Here is a 21,191-nt window from a genome sequence, read left to right on the forward strand (position 1 = left end):
TTTTCTTGTGAAGTACTCTTTCAAGACCCTTTATCCCCAAACCTTTAGGACAATAACCACTAAACAATAAAAAACAAAAAATACAATGATGAAAAGAACCCTGTTACTGATTCCGTTCCTACTCGTTCTGTTCGCTTCTTGCAATACAACGAAGATGCTAACTTCCGGAGTGAAAGCCGGAGAAGTGACTGACTTGCAACTTATGGAACCATTGAGTTTTGTCGCGCTTATTCAGCAAGGTAGCGAACCCGTCCATAACGACTCTCTGTCGCGCATAGGCTCTCTCATGCTGGATGAGATTTTGTCTAAGCAAAGTCTCCTACCAGTAATGGGGAGAATAGACTTCTCTAATGATTGGCTTAGGCATCAAGTTAAAAATGAAGTGTTAGATCTTTGTGCGAGAATAGAAAAACAGAAAACGCTCGACAATGTAGTCTTGGGTTCGACCGTGGACTCGCTCCTTGAGGCCTCGGGCAAGCGCTTTGGCCTTTTCGTCCTTTTGCAAGGAGTGACCAGAACAAAGCGTAACTATCTCAACCAGTCAATCAAAGGAGGGGTTGTTGGTCTCTTGTCTTTGGGTATGTTTATACCCGTTCCCATCAAAGCTCAAACGAGAGTTTTGGCTCTTGTCGTAGATGCTGAGAAGAATGATGTAGCTTTTTTTCGTTCCACGGTTTTCAAGAACAAAGAGCCTTTGGACATAGAAGTACTCAAGTCGGATGTTGAGGATCTGTTCGAGAAGTATTTCTGGGTCACGAAATAGTTTCTAACACTACGCGAAGTAGTCCGAATGGCATGCACCTGTGTCCCTGTGTAGATGAAGCAAAAGTTTTGTTTTTGGCTCTTGACACTTTTGCTGCTCGGGTCTTCGCTCCGAGCAGAGGGACAGACTTTGCATTCGGGAGGGACGGAAGAGGAACGGAACAAGTATTCGGACAATAGTAATCCCTTCCTCAATCGGGCAACATCCGACTCCATCGCATTAGCAAGCGTCCGACTCATATCCGTCATGGCGCCGCACCTCTACCGTATGGCAGAGGGGCGCAGTTGGCGGGCTGAGGTGAACGGCCGTTCGTGGGCGTCGCGTGTTCTCCCCATGGCTCGCGGTTTTCGCCACGGAGGCATCCCTTGGCGGCGCTATCTCTCTCCTGATACTTTGTCCATGCATGCCGAAGTGTATGGCCGATACGACTCTGTTTCCGGAGCGTATCGTCGTGGCATTGTCTCTTTCCGTTCCGATGTGCCACAGCGCGACAAGCCCGATGATCTTGCTGCCTTTGCCCTTATGGGACAGAATATCTATGCATCAGATTTCGACTTTGGCGGGCGCCAAACCTTCCCCAATCCCCTCCGTCAAGGAGCCGAAGCATTCTATTATTATCAACTGGACAGCTTATTCGAAGCTGACGGATCCGAATATCGTCTGATCCGCTTCCGTTCTTTGAGTGGCTTGGCGCATGGACGGATGACGATTGATGCGTCGCGAGCGATACTCACCGACCTCGAAATCACCGTGATGATGAAAGGGGTCGTAAACGAGACCTACCGCGTCCGACTGGAAGAGGTGGAGCCCGGCCTCCCTCTTCCCGCACATGTCTCAGTTCTTGTCGGGCACAATACTCTTTTCGCTTCGCTCCGTAACAGCTATTCGGCCACGATGGATTATACCGGCGAACGGGTCGATCTGGCATCTATTCCCTCTCGTTTCCGTCCCGACAGCAGCCAGTATCGTCTCTCGGACGAGCTGCCGGTGGCTGCTATTCGGGCCGATCGTGGTGCCTTTGGAGTGCAAGACAGCTCCACGTTCTGGAAGCACGTTGTTGTCACCCGAGACCAAAAACTTAGCCAGCACGTGCCTTGGCATAAAGCTCTGTTCTGGGGACATAAATACCGCTTGAACGACCGTTGGCGACTTGGCAACGAAGGTCTCGTCTGGTCACAGTTCTATTACAATTATGCCGACCACCTATGGTTGGGACAGGCCGTTACGGCTATCTATGACTTTGCTCCCGGTTACCGCTGGGAATTGAAGCCCGGCCTGTATTATGTTACGAAGCGCCGCAAAGCCGTCTGGACGCTGGATAGCAAACTTCACTATGCACCCTCGCGCAGAGGCCTCTTGGAACTGTCGGCAGGGCATCGCTCTTTCGATCTCTATAGCACGCGCGACAAGATCGATCGGCTGACCGATTTGATGATGAACCTGCTCGACGGGCAAGGCCCCACGACTCGCTATGATGATTTATTCGTGCGCCTCACTAACAGCTTCGACCTGTATCCGAAGCTCACGGCCGAGCTGAGTCTGATGCTTTCCGATCGCAATCCGCTACCGCACGGCGAAACGTGGGGACTCTTCGGCGGGAGCATTACGGACATCTTGAATATAAGCAACTCCGATCCCGACATCCCCCGCATTGTCCCGCCGCATCGTTTGCTGGAGTTCCGGGCCAAAGCCACTTTCAACCCCCGTCCATTTTATCGCTATTCGGTCGACGGCTTCCTCCAGCGGACAGGTGAAGGCGTGTATGCACCGCTCATAGCCCTATCCTATCGGGGAGCCTTCGGGATGGGACGGAAAGAGGATGCGCGCTTCCATCACCTTGATCTGAGTGTGCAGCAGCGACTCATTCTCTCCACCGCCTCGTCGTTCTATTATCAGCTGAACATGGGAGGCTATCTTAGCAGAGAGGTGATCTATCCGAGCGAATACTTCTTCCTTAAAGGGAGCAACGCCTTCTGGCGATTTGGCGATAGCATGGAAGCCGCTTTCCAGACGCTGCCCCCCTATACGGCTACGGCGCAGAAGCATCTGATTCTGCAGACCAGCTACCGCACATCTCGGCTGCTCGTCAATTTCCTTCCCTTTTCCTTTTTGAAGACCAATGACGAAACCCTGCACTTCAAGTCACGCTGGGACATGGTTTCTCGTAAGCCGTATTTGGAAGTGGGTTACTCACAGAGCATCGGCACGCTCATGCAAGCCGGCATCTTCTTCGGCGGATACAACTTCTTTTACGAGCGTGGCTTGGCCATTCGTTTCACGTTCAATATGTAGTCCGTCAAATAAGGCTACATCCTCTCCCGACTACATAGAAAAGACGAAAGGTGTATCACCTTTTTTAACATGCCGCTGCAAATTGAGAGCAGTGGAGCGTATTCGTCGAATTTATGGGCTGAAAATCCGGAGAATATGGCGCCGGAAATTCGGAGCAACTCGCGCCAAAAGTTTTTCGATTTGGCGCATGAATTTTTCCGAAATGGCGCGAAAAAATTTTCTTTTTGGCGCAAGTTTTTTCGACCATCTGCACAGGTTGGAGAAAATAACACATCTGCATACTTTTTTACATCGTGTCCTCATTTCTTCGGACTGATGTATCATGACTATTCTTTGATGGATGGAATGTATATCATGCCGTGCGGACTTGTAAGGGTGAACCTCCGTCTTCCTCTTGCCCATCGCAGTCAGGCAATGCCAAGATTATCATGCATTCTCGATGCTATTCCGGTGGAATGGATTTTTGGTTGTGCGGAAAAATGTAATTTTACAGCATTGCTAAAGGTTACATCCTAAGAGGATCTATTATTGTCAGGACTAAGTATATGAAGCATAAGAAACTGCTTATCGAGCTTATCGACTATCTCGACGCTTTCGAAAGCGTACACGAAGGTGCACGCTACGAGCCGGACATCAAGGACTTTGCCGACTTTCTGCTCTGGCGGAGCGAGAAGAAAAAACAGGAAGAAGAACGGGTGACTGTGGAGCAACGACGTGCTGCCTCAGCCAAGGATACGGCGCGTGGCATCAGTCTGCTGCATCGCTATTCGCGCTTCTACATCAAGAAGGCATTGGCAGACTCTCCTTTGCAAACCGAGGACGAATACACCTATTTGGTTTGTCTGATGGGGGGTGAGAGCATGACGAAGACAGAGCTGAACAATCTCAATGCCATGGAGAAAACATCCGGTGCAGAAGTGATGCGCCGCTTGCTCAAGGCCAATCTGATCCAGCAGCGACCAGACGAAGAGGATCGTCGCAGTATGCGCGTCTCCATCACGCCGGAGGGGCGCAAGGTGCTGCTTAATCTATTCCCCAATCTGCGTCTCTGTGCCGATACGCTTGTCTCGGCTTTGTCAGACGAGCAGCTCATCGCCTTCGATCATCTGCTGTGGCTACTGTGCGAACGGCACAATGAAATCTTCACCGATAAGCACGATGTCGATCTGCGTGAGCTCCATACCGAAGCTCGCAACCTGAAACTTACTGAGGTGCAGCCATCATCTTTTCCACGTCGTCCATGATGGCGAATAGCTCCGTCTGTGTCGTCGCGCGGAGCATGGCCACACGTGTGGGTTTGAAATTGGGGATACCTTTGAAAATAGGACTCGCGGCGATGTGTCTGCGTGTGTGCAAGATGCCTCGCCGCTCGTCCAGCTTTTTGATGTTGTTGAGCGTCTGGCGGCGGAGTATCTCCATATAGTAAGAGAACGGACGCTGTGGAAGCGTCTCTCCCGTGTGGAGGAAGTGCTTCATTTCCTCGAATATCCAGGGCTGTCCTATGGAGGCTCTTCCCACCATGACGGCATCGACTCCGTACTCATCGAAGGCTCTTCGCGCTTCTTGTGGTGTGGTGATGTCTCCGTTCCCGATGATGGGTATATGCATGCGGGGGTTATTTTTCACGGCACCGATGAGCGTCCAGTCAGCCGTGCCCGTGTACATTTGGGCGCGGGTGCGACCGTGGATGGTCAGCGCGGCGATACCACAATCCTGTAGTTGTTCGGCCAGATCGACGATGATCTTGCTGTCATTATCCCAGCCCAATCGGGTCTTTACCGTTACGGGAAGGCTTACAGCCCGTACCACCTCCCTCGTTATTTCTATCATGAGCGGTACGTTGCGCAGCATGCCACTGCCCGCACCTTTGCCCGCGACACGCTTGACGGGGCATCCGAAGTTGAGGTCGATGAGGTTCGGCCCCGCCGCTTCGCACACGCGTGCTGCCTCCACCATGGAAGCCACATCGCGTCCGTATATCTGCACGGCCATGGGACGCTCGGCTTCGTCTATCACCATTTTGCGGAAGGTGCCGGCCACCTGACGGATGAGAGCATCGGCACTGAGAAACTCGGAATAGACCAGATCGGCACCGAACTGTTTGCACATGAGACGGAAAGCCACGTCCGTCACATCCTCCATCGGCGCCAACAGCAACGGCTCCGTGCCAAGATCGATCGCGCCTATCCTCATTTTTTCGTGATCAGATGTGCCTGTTGCAGAGCTAACTGGATGTCGGCGCAAACATTCTTCTCGCCCAATAGCTCGACAATACCCGCCTGAGTCAACTCTTCGCGGACCTGTTCACGGACACCCGAGAGGACAATATCGGTGCCTTCTCGGCGGCTCATTCGTATCAGGTTGCCCAAGTTGTGCAGACCGGTTGAGTCCATGAAGGGCACGCGACGCATCCGGATGATACGCACTCGGGGCCTGTCGCCGATCGTTGCCATCGTCTCTTCGAACCGATTGGCGATACCGAAAAAGAACGGTCCCTCGATTTCATATACCTCCACACCCTCAGGGATGTCCAGCACCTCGTCGTGGTGGGCTATCTCTCCCGCACGGGTGAGGTCAAGCTTCCCTTTGGACACGGTGATCCGTGTGCTCTCCGTGACGCGTTTCATGAAGAGAAGCATGGCCAAGAGGAGTCCTATTTCGATGGCGATGGTGAGGTCGAGAATGACCGTCAGCAGGAAAGTCACCAGCATGACGAGGCTGTCGCTGCGCGGTCCTTTACCAATATTGATAACAGAGCGCCAACCGCTCATATTGTAGGAGACCATGATGAGCACGCCGGCGAGGCATGCCATCGGGATGTAAGCCGTGAGCGGGCCGAGGAAGAGAAGTATGAGGAGTAGTACAACGGCGTGCACGATGCCGGCGATGGGGGTGCGACCACCGTTGTTAATGTTCGTCATTGTGCGGGCGATGGCTCCGGTCACGGGAATACCGCCGAAGAAAGGCACCACGATGTTGGCTGCCCCCTGCGCTATCAGCTCTGTATTGCTGTTGTGCTTCTCGCTGATCACACCATCAGCCACGCTGGCCGAGAGGAGCGACTCGATCGCACCGAGCAATGCTATGGTGAAAGCAGAGGGAAATAGTAGCCGGATAGTCTCCAGATTGAGCTCTACACCCACAGGCTTGGGGAGCTGTGCCGAGATCGTGAAGCGGTCGCCAATGGTCTCGAATGCACCTATGCCCTGCATCCTCAGTAGATAGGCTGTCACCGTCATTAGGACGATGGCGATGAGTGAGCCGGGGATCTTGTGCGTGAGTCGCGGACTATATATAATGATGCCGATGCTGAGCAGTCCCATGCCCAACGCCCAGAAGTTGACCGAAGAGAAGTGCGTGAAGTAAGTCCACCACTTACTGATGAAGTCGCCCGGCATATCCGTAATGCCAAGACCGAACAGGTCGTTCATCTGCGTGGAGAAGATCGTGAGGGCGATCCCCGCCGTGAATCCCACGACTATGGGGTAGGGGATAAACTTGATGAGCGTCCCCAGTCGCAGCAAACCCATCACGAGGAGTAGAACACCCGCAATAAAGGTGGCGATGATGAGGCCATCGATGCCGTACTTATGGATGATGCCATAGACGATGACGATGAAAGCGCCCGTGGGGCCTCCGATCTGGACTGACGAGCCTCCCAGGAATGATACGATGAAGCCGCCGATAATGGCTGTCACGAGACCGGTCTCCGGTGACACTCCACTGGCTATACCGAAAGCGATGGCGAGCGGTAGAGCGACGATGCCGACAATGATACCGGCCATAAGGTCTGCCATGAAACGTTCGCGGTTGTATCCGCGTATGGCATCAAAAAGCTTGGGTCTGAAAAACGATTCGTTCATAAAAACAAGGTTGTCAGAGTCGAAATTTGCTGCAAAGGTAGATATTTACTGATTGAGCCAATCGGACAAATCCCATAACGACACTGAGAAGAATAAAGGAGTGTCACCATTTTTACGCCGCTGCGACGTTTGGAGAGCAGTGGAATATCTTTCCTGAAATAGCAGGCCAAAAACTCACAGAATATGGCGCCAGATCCTTGGACAAACTTGCGCCAAAACTTTTTCGATTTGGCGCATAAATTTTTCAGAAATGGCGCGAAAATATTTTCCTTTTGGCGCGAGTTTTTTCGACAATCTGCCCAGAGGGGGGGTAGATTGGTGCTGTCTCTGCACTCTTTTCTGCAGGAATGGACTTGTTCCTTCAAAGGGTGATACGTGATGATGGAGCCTACTTCAGCTTCGTTGCGTGGCATACACGCTATCGTGGATGAGTGAGAGCGGAGAGCCAATACCTGTTTTCAGGAATATACATACCTATTATATAATAGGTCTTAGACTGTGATTACATATATTTGTAGTCAAATAATCTGCTAAGAACAGAATGAAAACGACTGCGAACGAGTCTTCTGCATCATCCCCAAGGGTGCCCGAACCCACACTGAGGCGTCTGCCTTGGTACCTGTCTTACGTCCAGCTGCTCCATGCAGACGGATGCGAGTCGGTCTCTTCTACGCGGATCGCTCAAGCCGTCGGGGTGGACCCTTCCCTTGTCGCCAAGGATCTCTCCTATGTGTCGGTGGACGGGCGCACGCGTGTAGGCTATCGTGTGGCGGATATGGTGGCGGTGCTCAACAATTTTCTGGGCTTCACACACCTACACAGAGCCTGTCTCTTCGGGGTGGGTAGCTTGGGTGCAGCCCTGTTGCAGGACTCAGGTCTGATCCACTTCGGACTGGAAATAGTGGCGGGCTTCGATGTGGATACTGAGCGTGTGAACACTAATATCAATGGTATTCCCGTTTATCATAATAGCCAAGCTGCAGATATCTGTGCCCGCGAGCAAGTGGAAATAGGTATCTTGGCCGTTCCGATTCGATCGGCACAGTCGGTCGCCGACGAGATGATCGCGGCCGGCATTAAGGCTATTTGGAACTTTACTCCGTGGCGTATCAGTGCTCCCGAGGGTGTGGTCGTACAGAATACGTCCATGTATGCCCATCTGGCTGTGATGTTCAATCGGATGAAGTCGTTACCCTGAGTGGTGCGCGCAGGAAGCGGAGGCCTTATTGGGTCACTCTTCTCACAGCGATGAGCCGCTCTTATACATGAACGATGAAGATAATTGCTGTCGGCATGAACTATAGTGCGCACGTGAGCGAAATGCAGCGTGCGGATCTTTTGCCCCTCAGTCCGGCTGCTGCCGACAGGGCGGGCAGGCGGATTGATGCAGAGCCTGAACCCGTGTTCTTCCTCAAGGGGGACACGCTATTGCGTGAAGGCTACCCTTTCTTCTATCCGGACTTCTCCGATGAGATTCACTACGAGACCGAGTTGGTGGTGCGCATCGACCGCGTGGGCAAGTGCATTGCCGAGCGTTTTGCCCACCGCTACTATAGCGAAGTGTCCGTAGGCATCGACTTTACGGCTCGTGACTTGCAGCGTCGTGCCAAGGCCGAGGGCCTTCCGTGGACGACGGCCAAGGCTTTCGACAATGCGGCAGCCGTGGGGCAGTGGGTGAAGAAGGAGACGTTGCAGCACGATGTTCAGGAACTGGACTTCCGACTCGATGTGGACGGACACACTGTTCAGTCGGGCAATACGCGAGACATGCTGCACTCGGTGGATCGTCTCGTGGCGTATGCCAGTCGTTTCTTTATGCTCCGAATGGGAGACATTCTCTTCACAGGTACGCCTGCGGGGGTGGGGCCTATCGCCATAGGGCAGCATTTGGAGGCCTTCTTGGAGGGTCGCAAGCTGCTTGATATTTCCATCAAATAAGCTATTTTTCAGATGAAAAGAATACTTTCTTTCATAGCTCTAATTCTCTTTGCCCTCTCTTCCGGGCTATCCTTGTCGGCTCAGCGGCCGCGGGGCGAGACTGCTACGCGCTCTCTCATGGCGTCGGGGCGCTGGGTCAAGATCAGAGTGCAGAACAGCGGACTATACCGCCTGACAGACGATGAGTTGCGAGCCAATGGCTTCAGCGATCCGTCCAAAGTGGGGGTGTACGGCTACGGTGGCGGGGTGTTGCCCGAAGATCTGAGCCGTATAGCGGCAGACGATATGCCGCCGGTGCCTGTGCTGCGTAGCGGCAATGCCATCTACTTCTATGCCGTGGGGCCTAATACATGGTTCTACAACCCCCAACAGAAAGTGATGGAGCATACGGTCAACACCTATAGCAGCTACGGCTACTATTTCCTGTCCGATGCCGCGGGAGCACCGCTCCAGATGTCCGACTACAGCGGGGGCGGGGGTGTACCCGTAGGAGACGTGGATTACTATGACGACTTGCAGCTTCATGAGCAAGAGCTCTACTCTCCCAAGGAGTCGGGACGCGATCTTTATGGAGAATCTTTCTCCGGTGTCAGCACCCGTACGATTAAGTTTCCTCTCAGAGGTAACGTGCGTTCATCGGGCAATCTCGGTACAGTCTTCGCCTATATTGGCAAGAGCAAATCGGCCGGAGGCGGACGCGAGATGTCGCTCATGGCCAACGGTATTTTGGTTTTCACGGATCCGTTTTCGATGACTGCCGGTGAGGTGAACAATGGTTATCTGGCGGGGAAAAAGCGCCGGCTCTATCATAGCACGCCGCTCACGGGCTTGGCTAATGAACTGCGACTGGATGTGAACTATAGTATGACGGGCGATGCCGTCAATCTGGACTTTATAGAGATCTCCACACAGAACGATCTCCGGTACGACGGTGCGCCGATGAGCATCCGTCGGTTCTCGAATTTGAACACGATGGCGGGTGATGTGTATCGTTATGTGATAAGCGGAGTGCCTGAGTCGTTGGTGGTTCTGCATGCCAATTCGTCGTTGACGACCTCGATCGTGCGCACGCAGTCAGCAGGCGACAAGGCGATCACCTTTACGGCTCCTCCGATAGAAGGAGACCGAAGAACCGTCAATCAGTTCTACGCTGTCGATCTCGCTCAGGCGGCTCGTCCTGAGATTGTCGGAGCAGTGCCCAATCAGAATTTGCACGGCGAGGAGATCCCCGATCTTATCATCGTCTCCACACTGGCTCTCATGTCTGAGGCCGAGCGTCTGGCGGCTTATCACCGCGAGCGGGATGGGCTGAAGGTGTTAGTCGTGTGGCAGGAATTGATTTTCAATGAATTCTCCGGTGGTACGCCCGATGCTACGGCCTATCGCTTGTTTGCCAAGATGTTCTACGACAGATGGAAGGCAACAGCTTCTGCGGGACAGACCTTCCCGATGCAGATGCTGCTCTTCGGAGACGGCTCGCACGACAATAGGAAGGTCTCTTTGGCCTGGCAGAAGCCTTACTTGCAGGGGATTGAATTCCTGCTGACGTTCCAAGCGGTCAATTCCACCAACGTGAGCAGTTACGTGACGGACGACTACTTCGGCTTGCTGGACGACCAACCGGCTTCTGTCAATATCGGTTGGCGCAATTACAATATGGCCGTGGGGCGTTTCCCTGTGCGCACGCTGGCCGAGGCTCGTATAGCTGTCGACAAAACCATCCGCTACGTAGAAGATAGAGAGAGTGGCGCATGGCGCATCCGCTCGTGCTTCGTGGCAGATAATGGAGACGCTCATGGTGTAGAGAGTTCACGTCTGATCGATACCGTCAAGCGTTATGCACCGGCCATCATGCCCGTACGTGTTTTCCAAGATGTCTACCCTCATGTGATCGAAAACGGATTGCATAGCATCCCGGGGGCTAAGAAGAAGATGTTCGAGACGCTCCAGTCGGGTGTGGTCCTCCTGAACTATACCGGTCACGGTGGTCCTGCAGGATGGGCAGACGAACACCTACTCACGCTCAACGATATTCACAACCTCAATTATAAGCACATGCCCGTGTGGCTGACGGCTACTTGTGACTTCTCCAATTTCGACAGCCAAAATACTTCGGGCGGAGAAGAAGTCTTCCTACATGAGAAGAGTGGTTCGCCGATATTGCTGACGACGACCCGTGTGGTCTATAATACGCAGAATGAAAAGATCAACGGATTCATGCTCAGACGTATGTTTGAAAAAGGTAAAGATGGTCAATTCCGCACAATGGGAGAGGTGATACGCTCGGCTAAGCAGGCGATGCTCAGCACTGTGTTCCCCGACTCGATCAACCAACTCAGTTTCTTCCTTATGGGTGATCCCGCAGTGCGTCTCTCGCTGCCAACCCATCATGTACAGCTGACGGATATAAACGGGAAAACTCCCGGCGGTCCCTATGGCTCCATTGCACTCAAATCATTGGAGAAAGTGACTCTGAAAGGAAAGATAATTGACGATGCGGGAATGACGGAAGAGGCGTTTTCGGGACAAGTCTATCTGACGGTTTTTGGTGGGCGCAAGACTATCTCGGCTCTGCAAGAGGAGGGAAACAACCTCTCTCTGAAGTATGAAGATTATCCCAACGTCATGTATGCCGGCATCGCAGAGGTGAAGGATGGATGGTTTGAGACCTCGTTTATCGTGCCCAAGGATGTGAACTACTCAGATAACGAGGGGCGCATCAACCTCTATGCCTACGACAAGGATACGAAGACCGAAGCCATGGGCGTGGACTACTCCATCAGTGTCAAACCCGGCACACCGGACGAAGTGTTGGAGGATACGACTCCTCCCGAAATCAAGAGCTGCTTCCTCAACGACAGTACGTTCCGATCCGGCGACGTGGTCAATGCTACGCCCCTACTCGTTGCAGAGGTTTTCGATCTCAATGGCATCAATATCTCCGGTAGTGGGGTGGGGCATGATATTACGCTCTGCATAGACGGACGTGCCGACTTGACTTACAATCTCAATGCATACTATGTCAATTCTGCGACGGATGCGGGACTCGGATCGATCCACTTCATGTTGCCTGCATTGGCAGAGGGCGATCATACAGCTCGCCTCACTGTGTGGGACATCTTCAACAACGTCACCGTTCACGACTTCTCGTTCCGTGTGGTAGATGGCATTGCACCCGATGTGGCGGACGTGATCCTCTATCCCAATCCGGTAAAGGACAATGGTACGTTCAGAGTCTACCATAACCGTCCGGAGAGCGATCTGGAAGTAACGGTCGAGATATACGACTTCACAGGTCGTCTCATCCGCACACTTCCTGCCAATACCTATAATTCGTCCTATGGAGAGCCTCTGGAGATCAAGTGGGATATGACATCTAATTATGGAGTGAAGGTGCCTAATGGCTTCTATCTATACCGTTGTGTAGTCGGTTCGTCCGGTGGACAGACGGCTTCGAAGGCCAAGAAAATGATCGTTGTAGGGCAATAGTCGGCGGCCTCCGAGCGTTAGAGACATAATTCAGAAACGAAAGAATACAAAAAGAAAAGAATAAAGATGATTATCAAAAGATTGATGAAACTCGGATGGCTCCCCATAGCGATAGTGTTGTTCGTGGCCCCGACCTCTTTGATGGCTCAAGAGCAACTCAATGTGGTGCATACTTCTGTACCCTCTATGAATATCAGTCCTGATGCTCGTGCTGCAGGTATGGGTGATATCGGTGTGGCTACAACGCCGGATGCCTATTCGCAATACTGGAATCCGAGTAAATATGCTTTTATGGATACGAAGGCCGGTATCAGTTTCTCGTATACCCCTTGGCTTTCTAAGCTGGTTAATGACATCGCTTTGATGCAGATGACAGGATTCTATAAGTTGGGTACGGAAGAGAATCAGGCCATTAGTGCTTCGCTTCGTTACTTCACGTTGGGTAAATTGGAGACATTCAACGAAATGGGTGACTCCATGGGTGAGGCACACCCCAATGAATTTGCTTTTGATTTGGGTTATAGTCGTCAGCTGTCGGAGGACTTCTCTATGGCTGTGGCATTGCGTTACATCCGTTCGGATCAGAGCACACAAAGCACCGGAGAGAATCAAGCGGGTAATGCCTTTGCTGCAGATATCGCAGGTTATTTGCAGAAGTACGTGGTGCTTGGCAATGCAGAGAGTTTGTGGTCGTTTGGTTTCAATGTCAAGAATATCGGTACAAAAATCTCCTATGACGGTGGAGCGACGACACTCTTTATCCCTACCTCTCTTAATATAGGTACGGGTTTGCTCTATCCTGTGGACGACTACAACAGCATTAGCTTCAATCTGGAAGCAAGTAAGTTGCTCGTGCCTACGCCTCCCATCATGGATCAGAACGATCAAGCTGCCTACGATGCTGCTTTCAAGAAGTACCAAGAAACATCTTCTATCAGCGGTATCTTCTCTTCATTTGGCGATGCTCCGGGCGGGATCAAAGAGGAGTTTCGTGAGATTACTTGGGCTTTCGGTGCCGAGTATAGCTATGATGATAAGTTCTTCGTTCGTGCAGGATATTCTTATCTGCACCCCACGAAGGGTAATCTGCAGTACTTCACTGCGGGAGCAGGCTTTAAGATGAATATCTTCCGTATTGACGCTTCTTATCTCCTCTCTACGATCCAGAGCAATCCGTTAGACCAGACGCTTCGCTTTACGCTGGCATTCGATATGGATGGTCTGCGTAATCTCTTCCACTGATGAAGCCTTTTCGTATTGGTTTCGGCTTCGATGTTCATCGCTTGTCCGAGGGTTATCCTTTATGGCTGGGAGGCATTCGTCTGGAGCATACGTCCGGTTTGATAGGCCATTCGGATGCCGATGTCCTCATTCATGCGCTTTGTGATGCATTGCTCGGGGCAGTAGCTTTGCGGGATATAGGTTATCATTTCCCGCCGTCTGACGAACAGTATAAAGGGATCGACAGTAAGATTCTGCTCCGTCGTGTGATGGAATTAGTGAGAGAAGAGGGCTATGAATTAGGTAATGTAGATGCTACTATCGCGGCAGAGCGACCAAAGCTCAAAGAACATATCCCTGCTATGCAACAGACTCTCGCTGAAGTCATGGGAGCGGAAGTATCAGAGGTGTCAATCAAAGCCACAACGACAGAAGGACTTGGGTTCACAGGTAGAGAAGAAGGCATCTCCGCCTATGTTGTGGCTCTGCTGATAGCCAAGGAGTAGAAACGAAGTTTTACTGTTGTAGAGACAGATAGCATAAATATGATGCGCCTCCGACGGAATACAAATTCCATCGGAGGCGTTCTTTTTTATATGCGAATGATTCTATGGCCGAAGCAAAGAGAGCATGGGTGCAACCATCTGCCAGATGACGATGCCTGCAGTGACACTTACATTGAGTGAGTGCTTGGTGCCGAATTGGGGTATCTCCAAACAGCAGTTGCACATATTGATGACGTTTTGACGGACACCTTTCACCTCATTGCCCAATATAAGAGCATAGCGCTTGCCTATTTCGGGATGAAATGTTTCCAAACTGATGCTGCCGTGGGCTTGTTCTACAGCACAGAGAGAGTAACCTTGACACAAAAGATCCTCTACGGCAGCCATTGTGCTCGGGTAATATTGCCAAGGGACACTCTCTTCCGCTCCCAAAGCTGTCTTGTGGATGTCAGGATGGGGAGGTCGTGCAGTAATGCCACATAGACAGATACCTTCGAGCCGGAATGCATCAGCTGTGCGGAAGATGGAGCCCACATTATTCATGCTGCGCACGTCGTCCAGAACGATTGTGAGAGGAAGTTTCTTGCTCTTGATGTATTCCTCTGTTCCGAGACGTTGCATTTCTGTGATTTTTAGCTTTTGCATAGGCTGTTTTTAGTTGCGACAAACTGTTATTCTTTCTGAGTTGAGGAGTGGTGCCGTTGTCATAATTTTATCATTGTTTGCAAAGATACAACAGCTCGTTGCATTATTCTTCTCCGTACGTTTGGTGTGTTTTTCTGTTGATTATTATGGTGATAAGTGTATTAATCCGTATTTTTTGTGCACCTTTGTGCTGAAAAGTGGCTTATTCACTTTTTAGATTTGTTAGAAGTCAAGTGTAATGTATAAGAATGCATGGGTAACATGCAGGTTATTTAGACATCAAAGTTTAAAGCGTATGAAGAAGAATTTGATTTTCTTGGTGTTGTTATTGAGTGCGATGTTTGGCGCATCGGCTCAGCGCGTAGCTCTTAAGAACAATTTGCTATACGATGCAACAGCCACTCCCAACTTGGCCTTAGAGGTTGGACTGGGGCCCAGAGTAACGATTGACCTGTTGGCGGGTGTGAATCCGTTCAAGATCAGTAATGATCACTTCTGGAAGCATTGGTTGGCACAGCCGGAGCTTCGTTATTGGTTTTGTGAGAAGTTCAATGGCACTTTTATTGGTGTTCACGGACATGCCGGTCAGATGAACGTAGCCGGTATCTCTGTTCTACCAGTTGGTTCTATCCATCCGAAGTCTGATTTCGACGATGCGAAGTATCATCGCTATCAAGGATGGTTTTATGGTGGCGGTGTGAGCATTGGTCGTCAGTGGATCCTTGGCAATCACTGGAATCTGGAAGCAAGTATCGGTGCCGGTTATATCCATTTCGAGTATGACAAGTATGAATGCAAAGATTGCGGTCTGAAAGTAGGAATTGATAAGAAAGCGGATTACTTCGGAGTGACGCGCGCTACTCTCTCTCTGATCTATCTGTTCAAATGATTTCAAACTCATAAACACAAAAGAAAGAGGCTTTTATGAAAAGAATAAAACTTACACTCATTACTCTCTTCGCTGCCATCGCCGGGTTGGCTGCTCAGAATGCATACGAAGGAGTTATTTCTTATAATGCAGGACTCGACAAGGTCGGTAATAAGGTGATCCTCAAAGGTGCCGCAGACCTGTCCAATATGAGTCTGAATACTAGCCAAATGCTTATCCTCACGCCCATTCTTCGTTCTGAGGATGGTACGAGCCGTGTCGAATTTCCTTCTGTGGTGATCACAGGGCGCAACCGTACCAAGGCTCTCAAGCGCGAGATCGCTTTCAAGTCTGCACTGCCGCAAGCCTATAATGCTGCTCAGTATATGCGTCGTCACAACGGTAAGAGCGAGGGGATTGCCTTAAACGGAGAGTGCCCTTATGCTCCTTGGATGATGAATGCCAAGTTGGTCGTTCGCGAGGAGGTGAGAGGTTGTGCCAAGTGCCCCATGGGATTGGGCGAAAACGCTATCCCGTTCACTCCGTTGTTCAACCCCGCCGAGGCTCCATACGTGCTGGCTCAGGTAACTCCTGCCGAGGAGGTGGAGAAGCACCGCGAGTCTCACTTCGATGCATACATCAACTTCAAGGTTGATAAGGCCGATGTGCTCAATGACTATCGCAACAACAGAGCCGAACTTCAGAAGGTGCATGACTTTATCACTACGGTAAAAAGCAATGCGAACTACTCTGTGAATAAGATGATCATCGAAGGTTTCGCTTCGCCTGAGGCTTCAATTGCGCACAATAAGTCTCTGTCTGAGCGTCGTGCCAAGAGCCTAGCGACAGTGCTTGAGAAGCAATACGGCAATTCGCTGCCTAAGGTGACTACCAAGTTTGGCGGTGAAGACTGGGCCGGTCTGAAGGCTGCTGTGGACAAGAGTGGCATCGCCGATCGCGACCGTGCTATGGAGATCATCAACTCTACGCAGTATGCCAATGATGACTTGCGTGAGCAGGCTCTGAAGCAGTTGTCTTCTTATAAGTATATGCTTAACGAGTTCTATCCCAATCTCCGTCGCAACTCGATCACGATGGGTTATATCGTGCGTGATTATACGCTCGAAGAAGCTCGTGGAGTCATCAAGACTGCTCCGCAAGAACTCAGCGAAGCTGAAATGTTCCGTGTGGCTATGTCTTATCCCGAAGGTCATCCCGAACGTTTGTTCGCTTTGAATACGACGCTGAAGTACTTCCCCGCAAGCGTAACCGGTCGCATCAACTTGGCTGTGGCTGCATTCAATGCTGGAGATGCACAGCAGGCGATCGCATTGCTCAGCCCCCTACAGGGTGAGAAGGGCGTAAGCAACATTTTGGGAGCGGCTTATGCTCGCATGGGCGACTTCCAGCGTGCCGAAGCATACTTTAAGAAAGCTATCCAAGAAGGAGATGCCAATGCTCAGCAGAATTTGGATTTGCTGCTCGGTAATAAGTAATAGGTCATTCTGATTTTTGCAAGCTGCCCGGATCTTGGATTCGGGCAGCTTTTTTATATCCTTTCGGCGGTTCTGTTCTTGTCTTTTTGCGCTTTTTTGTGCATCAAAAGGGTATTTTTGTGTGCTGATGGTGAATTTTGTGGTTTTTTTCGTGCCAAAACCCTTTGTGAATGCGGAAAAACGGGCATCTTTGCACCCTAAAAAGCAATCCCAACCACTTATTTAATACAATACTATAATGAAGCTAAAGCTATTATTTGCAAGCCTCGCTCTGATGTGTTTGAGCATTGCTTGCTCCGACCACCCCACACTCACCTACATCGACGAACCGGAACAGCCTGCTGATTCGGGCTACGTGTCCATCGACCTGCGCACCAACGAGCAGACGTCTCGAGGTCTGAGAGCTCACGATCCGTTGCAATCCGTTCGTCACATCACCTTCCTTTTCTTCCACGAGACGGAGTCCAGGCTTTTGTTTAGTCGCACCATGGAACCTACAAGCAGCCTCACCTTCGAACTCAAGATACCCAAACAAAACTACCGTTTGGCAGTCGTGCTCAATGCCGGTGATATCTATACAAAAGTTTTTCCCGAACTTCTCAGTCCTACTGCCTCCATCCTTGCTACTACGGAGGGGTTCTTGGATTCTTACCTTCTCATGACTAATGGTGGTGCCCCTGCCCCTGCCGATGCGGATCGTGCTGTCACCATGGCCAATGACCAAGGCTTGGTCACCCTCTCCTCTGCTCAAATCGTCAACAAAAAGACCGAACTGACAGATGAGAACCGCCTGAAAGTTCGCGTGGAGCCCTGTCTCGCACGCGTACTCGTCGTTGGTAAGCCCACCGTCCAAGGTGGTACTTATGAGTCCGACTCCACCTACTACGCTATTGATGTGGTGCCACTCAGGATCTATCCTCTGCGTCATTTGTCCAAGCTGGCCAATGGTGCCAATGAGTTGGCCGGCGACGGATCTCTACCCCAGGACCGTTACGCGCTCAGTTGGGCTGAGGCGTCTCTTACAGCAGGTGCGACTTACTCAGATGTATATAAGTATGTCAAGGCTTCGCATTTTGCCAGTGCCGTAGTGGCAGCCAAGATGCAAGAGAAAAAAGAAAACTACAATCTCAATAGCCCTGCAATCTATGCCAAGGAAGTCTCTGTCGCTCCCACCTACTACTACACGGCCTATGTGCCGAGAGTGGTGCTCCGTGCGGTGTACGTGCCTCACGGCATAGCAGGAGTAAACCCGAAAGAGGGTTGGGTCGAATTCCAAGGTCGAAAGATGAGCCTTGCAAAGTTCAAGGGTTTCGTGGACGAACCTACTACTGCCGATGCGGCGTTGGCCGAAAGCATCCGGAAGGCGCAGACAGATGGCGCATTGGTCTTCACCTCAGGCTTTAGTAGCCACGGTATCAATTTCTATCATCAGTCGCATAACTATTACGCCATTCCCATTCGTCACTTCGATGACGATAAGGCTCCGAATCAAAACTCCTACGGACGCTTTGGTCTGATCCGCAACAACGAATATCTCCTCACCGTCAAGAGTATTACCGGACCCGGATCTTCTGTTATCCCTGCCGTCTCTGCTACAGAGGCTGTGGAGAAAGACGGCTACGCCTCCGCTGCCATCACGGTGAATCAGACGACCGGACACCAACAGGATGTAGACCTGTAGTGAGTCGGAGGAGCTCTCCTTTTTCTACAGACGGCTCTGCCCTCCCTTACGATCTTGCCCCATCGCCCTGTTATGGCGGTGGGGCATTTGTTTTTTTACGCCTGACTTTTCGTGTGATTGTGGCGCCAATTCAAGTGAGAAAGACGCGCCATTTCTCTTTTGAAATGGCGCGTCTTCGGTGAAAAATATGCGCCAAATCGAAAAAGAAATGGCGCAAGTTCTTGTCGAATTCCGGCGCGTGATTTCACCGATTTACGGCCTCAAAAATATCTTTTTTGACCTTTGCAGAGAGAAGGTTTGCCCCATGATACGACTACAAGAGTCTCTTCTCGATGAGAGGAGATAGGCAATGGAGCACCGCTCCGCGGTATAAAAAAGTACGCGGTTGTTTGGAATCTCATTCTAAAACCTTACTTTTGCAAAGTTTTTCACTTATGCGAAATGGCACAACACGGAGGATATCAACTCAATCTGAAGTTGCTGTCGCAAGGCAGACACCGATTCGAATACGAATTGGATGGTGATTTTTTCGCACAGGCAGAGAGCTACGATATAGTCGGCGGAGCGATAAGCGCAGTCGTTGACTTGGAACGCAGCAGCGATGTATTCCATCTCACCATCACATTGGATGGTGTGGTACGTACAGCCTGCGATCGTTGTCTCGAAGAAGTGGAGATACCCGTGAGCGAAGAGGTCAAGCTCGTAGTGCGATTCGGCGAAAGCTATGAAGAGCTGAGCGACGACCTGCTGGTGCTCCCTCTGGCGGAGGGTGTGCTGGATCTGGGGTCGCTCTTGTACGAATACTCCGAGCTGGCTCTCCCCATGCAGCGTATGCACGAGGAAGGCGGGTGCAATCCTGATATGATGGATCGCATAGGGCACATCATGGCAGTCGATGCCACAGAGGCCGAGGGGGATGATGTCCCGGAAGCCCACGATGCCAGATGGGACGTGCTCGGTCAATTACTGGAACAAAAGAACAATTTAAACAAATAAAAATGGCACATCCTAAAAGAAGACAGTCCAAGACGAGAACCGCCAAGCGGAGAACTCATGACAAGGCCGCTATGCCGACTCTGGCCAAGTGTCCCAACTGTGGCGCATGGCACATCTACCACACCGTGTGTGGCGAATGCGGTTATTACAGAGGCAAGTTGGCAATCGAGAAAGAAGTAGCCGTATAACGGCTGCCGACGCTCGATCATCGTCCTGCCGCGCCGAGTGGCAGTAAGAGAGCAAAAGAGTCCCGAGGAGTCATTCTTTGGGACTTTTTTTATACTTTAGCACCCAAATGTAATCTTCACGGATGGGATGGTTGGGGGCTTTCCTGGTCAGCAACCTATCGCGTCTATTATGCAACACTTCGATTATGAACAAAATAAACGCAGCGATTACAGCTGTCGGAGGTTATCTCCCTGAGGATGTTATTACCAATGCCGATTTGGAGAAATTGGTTGATACCAATGACGAGTGGATCATGACTCGTGTAGGCATTAAGGAGCGTCGCGTCTTGCGTGACAAGGACAAGGGCGCATCCTATCTGGCCATACGTGCAGCGCAAGATCTCTTCGACCGTCACGGCATCGACCCCACAAGCATCGACGGCCTCATCCTGGCGACCAATACTGCAGACTATCACTTCCCCTCTACAGCCAGTATAGTGGCACATGAGCTTGGCTGTGGTGACATCTTCACTTTCGACATGCAGGCTGCCTGTCCTTCGTTCATCTATGCTCTGGAGGTGGGGGCCAACTTCATTCGTTCGGGACGCTACACCAAAATTTTGGTCGTAGCGACAGAGAAAATGACAGCTGCGACCGACTACCAGGACAGGGCTACCTGTCCGCTCTTCGGCGATGGCGCCGGCTGTGTCTTGCTCGAGGCTACAGAGGAGGAGCTGGGCGTTATGGATGCCGTCTTGCACTCCAATGGCATCGGCAAGGATCACCTCATCATGAAAGCCGGAGGCTCGGCATGCCCTGCCACGCACGAGACTGTGGACAATCGCTGGCACTACGTCTATCAGGAAGGACAAGTCGTGTTCAAGCATGCAGTCGTGGATATGTGCAACAGCTGCGTTGAGGTCATGGAACGCAACAACCTCACGCACGAGAACATCACATGGGTGATCCCCCATCAGGCCAACCTCCGCATCATCGACGCCGTAGCTCGTCGTATGGGCGTACCCTATGAGAAAGTAATGGTCAATATCGAGCGATATGGCAATACAAGTTCTGCTACCATCCCCATCTGTCTGTGGGAATGGGAGCATAAGCTCAAGAAGGGAGACGTCCTTGTGATGACCTCTTTTGGAGCCGGATTCACCTGGGGAGCTGTCTATGTGAAGTGGGCATACGACGGCAGTACGGTTCGATAATCAACAGAAACGAGGACAAGGGGCTGCTTTGCCACAATGGCAGCAGCCCCTT

The 21,191-nt window shown here is 51.3% G+C and carries 18 protein-coding genes; 15 read left to right on the plus strand and 3 right to left on the minus strand.

Annotated features, from left to right (window positions below; translation table 11 throughout):
* The first annotated feature begins 85 nt into the window (after window positions 1–85).
* From C7382_RS00340 to C7382_RS00350, 4 genes are all read left to right on the plus strand, one after another.
* Window positions 86–763 carry a hypothetical protein gene (locus C7382_RS00340; protein WP_116678330.1) on the plus strand — a complete coding sequence of 226 codons (678 nt, stop codon included), beginning with the start codon at window positions 86–88 and terminating at the stop codon, window positions 761–763.
* 54 nt (window positions 764–817) lie between these two features.
* Entirely contained in the window at window positions 818–3,055 is a 2,238-nt protein-coding gene (locus tag C7382_RS00345; protein WP_116678331.1) for a DUF5686 family protein, read from the plus strand.
* Window positions 3,056–3,190: 135 nt separating this feature from the next.
* Window positions 3,191–3,571 (plus strand): hypothetical protein, encoded by a 381-nt coding sequence (locus C7382_RS09980; protein WP_207772681.1) that lies wholly within the window; start codon window positions 3,191–3,193, stop codon window positions 3,569–3,571.
* A gap of 29 nt (window positions 3,572–3,600) precedes the next feature.
* Entirely contained in the window at window positions 3,601–4,299 is a 699-nt protein-coding gene (locus C7382_RS00350; RefSeq protein ID WP_116678332.1) for a MarR family winged helix-turn-helix transcriptional regulator, read from the plus strand.
* Here the strand turns inward: C7382_RS00350 and dusB are convergent.
* On the minus strand, window positions 4,259–5,248 hold the full coding sequence (gene dusB / locus C7382_RS00355; protein ID WP_116678333.1) for a tRNA dihydrouridine synthase DusB: 990 nt from the start codon (window positions 5,246–5,248) through the stop codon (window positions 4,259–4,261). The genes C7382_RS00350 and dusB overlap by 41 nt on opposite strands.
* Complete coding sequence (locus tag C7382_RS00360; protein WP_116678334.1) at window positions 5,245–6,918, minus strand: SulP family inorganic anion transporter; 1,674 nt, start codon at window positions 6,916–6,918, stop codon at window positions 5,245–5,247. Before C7382_RS00360 ends, dusB begins: the two co-directional genes overlap by 4 nt.
* 541 nt (window positions 6,919–7,459) lie before the next feature.
* On the opposite strand from C7382_RS00360, the gene C7382_RS00365 reads away from it, so the two are divergent.
* The 5 genes from C7382_RS00365 (at window position 7,460) to ispF (ending at window position 14,072) form a co-directional block, all read left to right on the plus strand.
* Complete coding sequence (locus tag C7382_RS00365; RefSeq protein WP_116678335.1) at window positions 7,460–8,116, plus strand: redox-sensing transcriptional repressor Rex; 657 nt, start codon at window positions 7,460–7,462, stop codon at window positions 8,114–8,116.
* 74 nt (window positions 8,117–8,190) lie between these two features.
* A complete protein-coding gene (locus tag C7382_RS00370) occupies window positions 8,191–8,856 on the plus strand; it encodes a fumarylacetoacetate hydrolase family protein (RefSeq protein WP_116678336.1) in 666 nt (221 codons plus the stop codon).
* A 12-nt stretch (window positions 8,857–8,868) separates the two neighbouring features.
* Window positions 8,869–12,345, plus strand: coding sequence for a type IX secretion system sortase PorU (gene porU, locus C7382_RS00375; RefSeq protein WP_116678337.1), 3,477 nt, complete (start codon window positions 8,869–8,871; stop codon window positions 12,343–12,345).
* A 66-nt stretch (window positions 12,346–12,411) separates the two neighbouring features.
* A complete protein-coding gene (porV, locus tag C7382_RS00380; protein WP_116678338.1) occupies window positions 12,412–13,587 on the plus strand; it encodes a type IX secretion system outer membrane channel protein PorV in 1,176 nt (391 codons plus the stop codon).
* The gene (gene ispF / locus C7382_RS00385) at window positions 13,587–14,072 is read left to right on the plus strand and encodes a 2-C-methyl-D-erythritol 2,4-cyclodiphosphate synthase (protein ID WP_165815099.1); all 486 of its coding nucleotides are present in this window, start codon (window positions 13,587–13,589) and stop codon (window positions 14,070–14,072) included. The genes porV and ispF overlap by 1 nt, the downstream gene beginning before the upstream one ends.
* Before the next feature lie 102 nt (window positions 14,073–14,174).
* Here the strand turns inward: ispF and C7382_RS00390 are convergent, their stop codons facing one another.
* On the minus strand, window positions 14,175–14,717 hold the full coding sequence (locus C7382_RS00390; RefSeq protein WP_116678340.1) for an RNA methyltransferase: 543 nt from the start codon (window positions 14,715–14,717) through the stop codon (window positions 14,175–14,177).
* Window positions 14,718–15,012: 295 nt separating this feature from the next.
* On the opposite strand from C7382_RS00390, the gene C7382_RS00395 reads away from it, so the two are divergent.
* The 6 genes from C7382_RS00395 to C7382_RS00420 all read left to right on the plus strand — a co-directional run bounded on the left by C7382_RS00395 (window position 15,013) and on the right by C7382_RS00420 (window position 21,139).
* Complete coding sequence (locus C7382_RS00395; RefSeq protein WP_116678341.1) at window positions 15,013–15,606, plus strand: DUF3575 domain-containing protein; 594 nt, start codon at window positions 15,013–15,015, stop codon at window positions 15,604–15,606.
* A 35-nt stretch (window positions 15,607–15,641) separates the two neighbouring features.
* Complete coding sequence (locus C7382_RS00400; RefSeq protein ID WP_116678342.1) at window positions 15,642–17,081, plus strand: DUF3868 domain-containing protein; 1,440 nt, start codon at window positions 15,642–15,644, stop codon at window positions 17,079–17,081.
* Between the two features lie 238 nt (window positions 17,082–17,319).
* Entirely contained in the window at window positions 17,320–18,762 is a 1,443-nt protein-coding gene (locus C7382_RS00405) for a fimbria major subunit (RefSeq protein WP_116678343.1), read from the plus strand.
* A 441-nt stretch (window positions 18,763–19,203) separates the two neighbouring features.
* On the plus strand, window positions 19,204–19,758 hold the full coding sequence (locus tag C7382_RS00410) for a YceD family protein (RefSeq protein WP_116678344.1): 555 nt from the start codon (window positions 19,204–19,206) through the stop codon (window positions 19,756–19,758).
* Between the two features lie 2 nt (window positions 19,759–19,760).
* The gene (rpmF, locus tag C7382_RS00415; protein WP_116678345.1) at window positions 19,761–19,946 is read left to right on the plus strand and encodes a 50S ribosomal protein L32; all 186 of its coding nucleotides are present in this window, start codon (window positions 19,761–19,763) and stop codon (window positions 19,944–19,946) included.
* Between the two features lie 185 nt (window positions 19,947–20,131).
* Window positions 20,132–21,139, plus strand: a complete 1,008-nt coding sequence (locus C7382_RS00420; protein WP_116678346.1) for a beta-ketoacyl-ACP synthase III — start codon at window positions 20,132–20,134, stop codon at window positions 21,137–21,139.
* The last annotated feature ends 52 nt before the right edge of the window (window positions 21,140–21,191 follow it).

Origin of the sequence: Porphyromonas loveana, assembly GCF_003096695.1 — a bacterium.
Lineage (GTDB): Bacteria > Bacteroidota > Bacteroidia > Bacteroidales > Porphyromonadaceae > Porphyromonas > Porphyromonas loveana.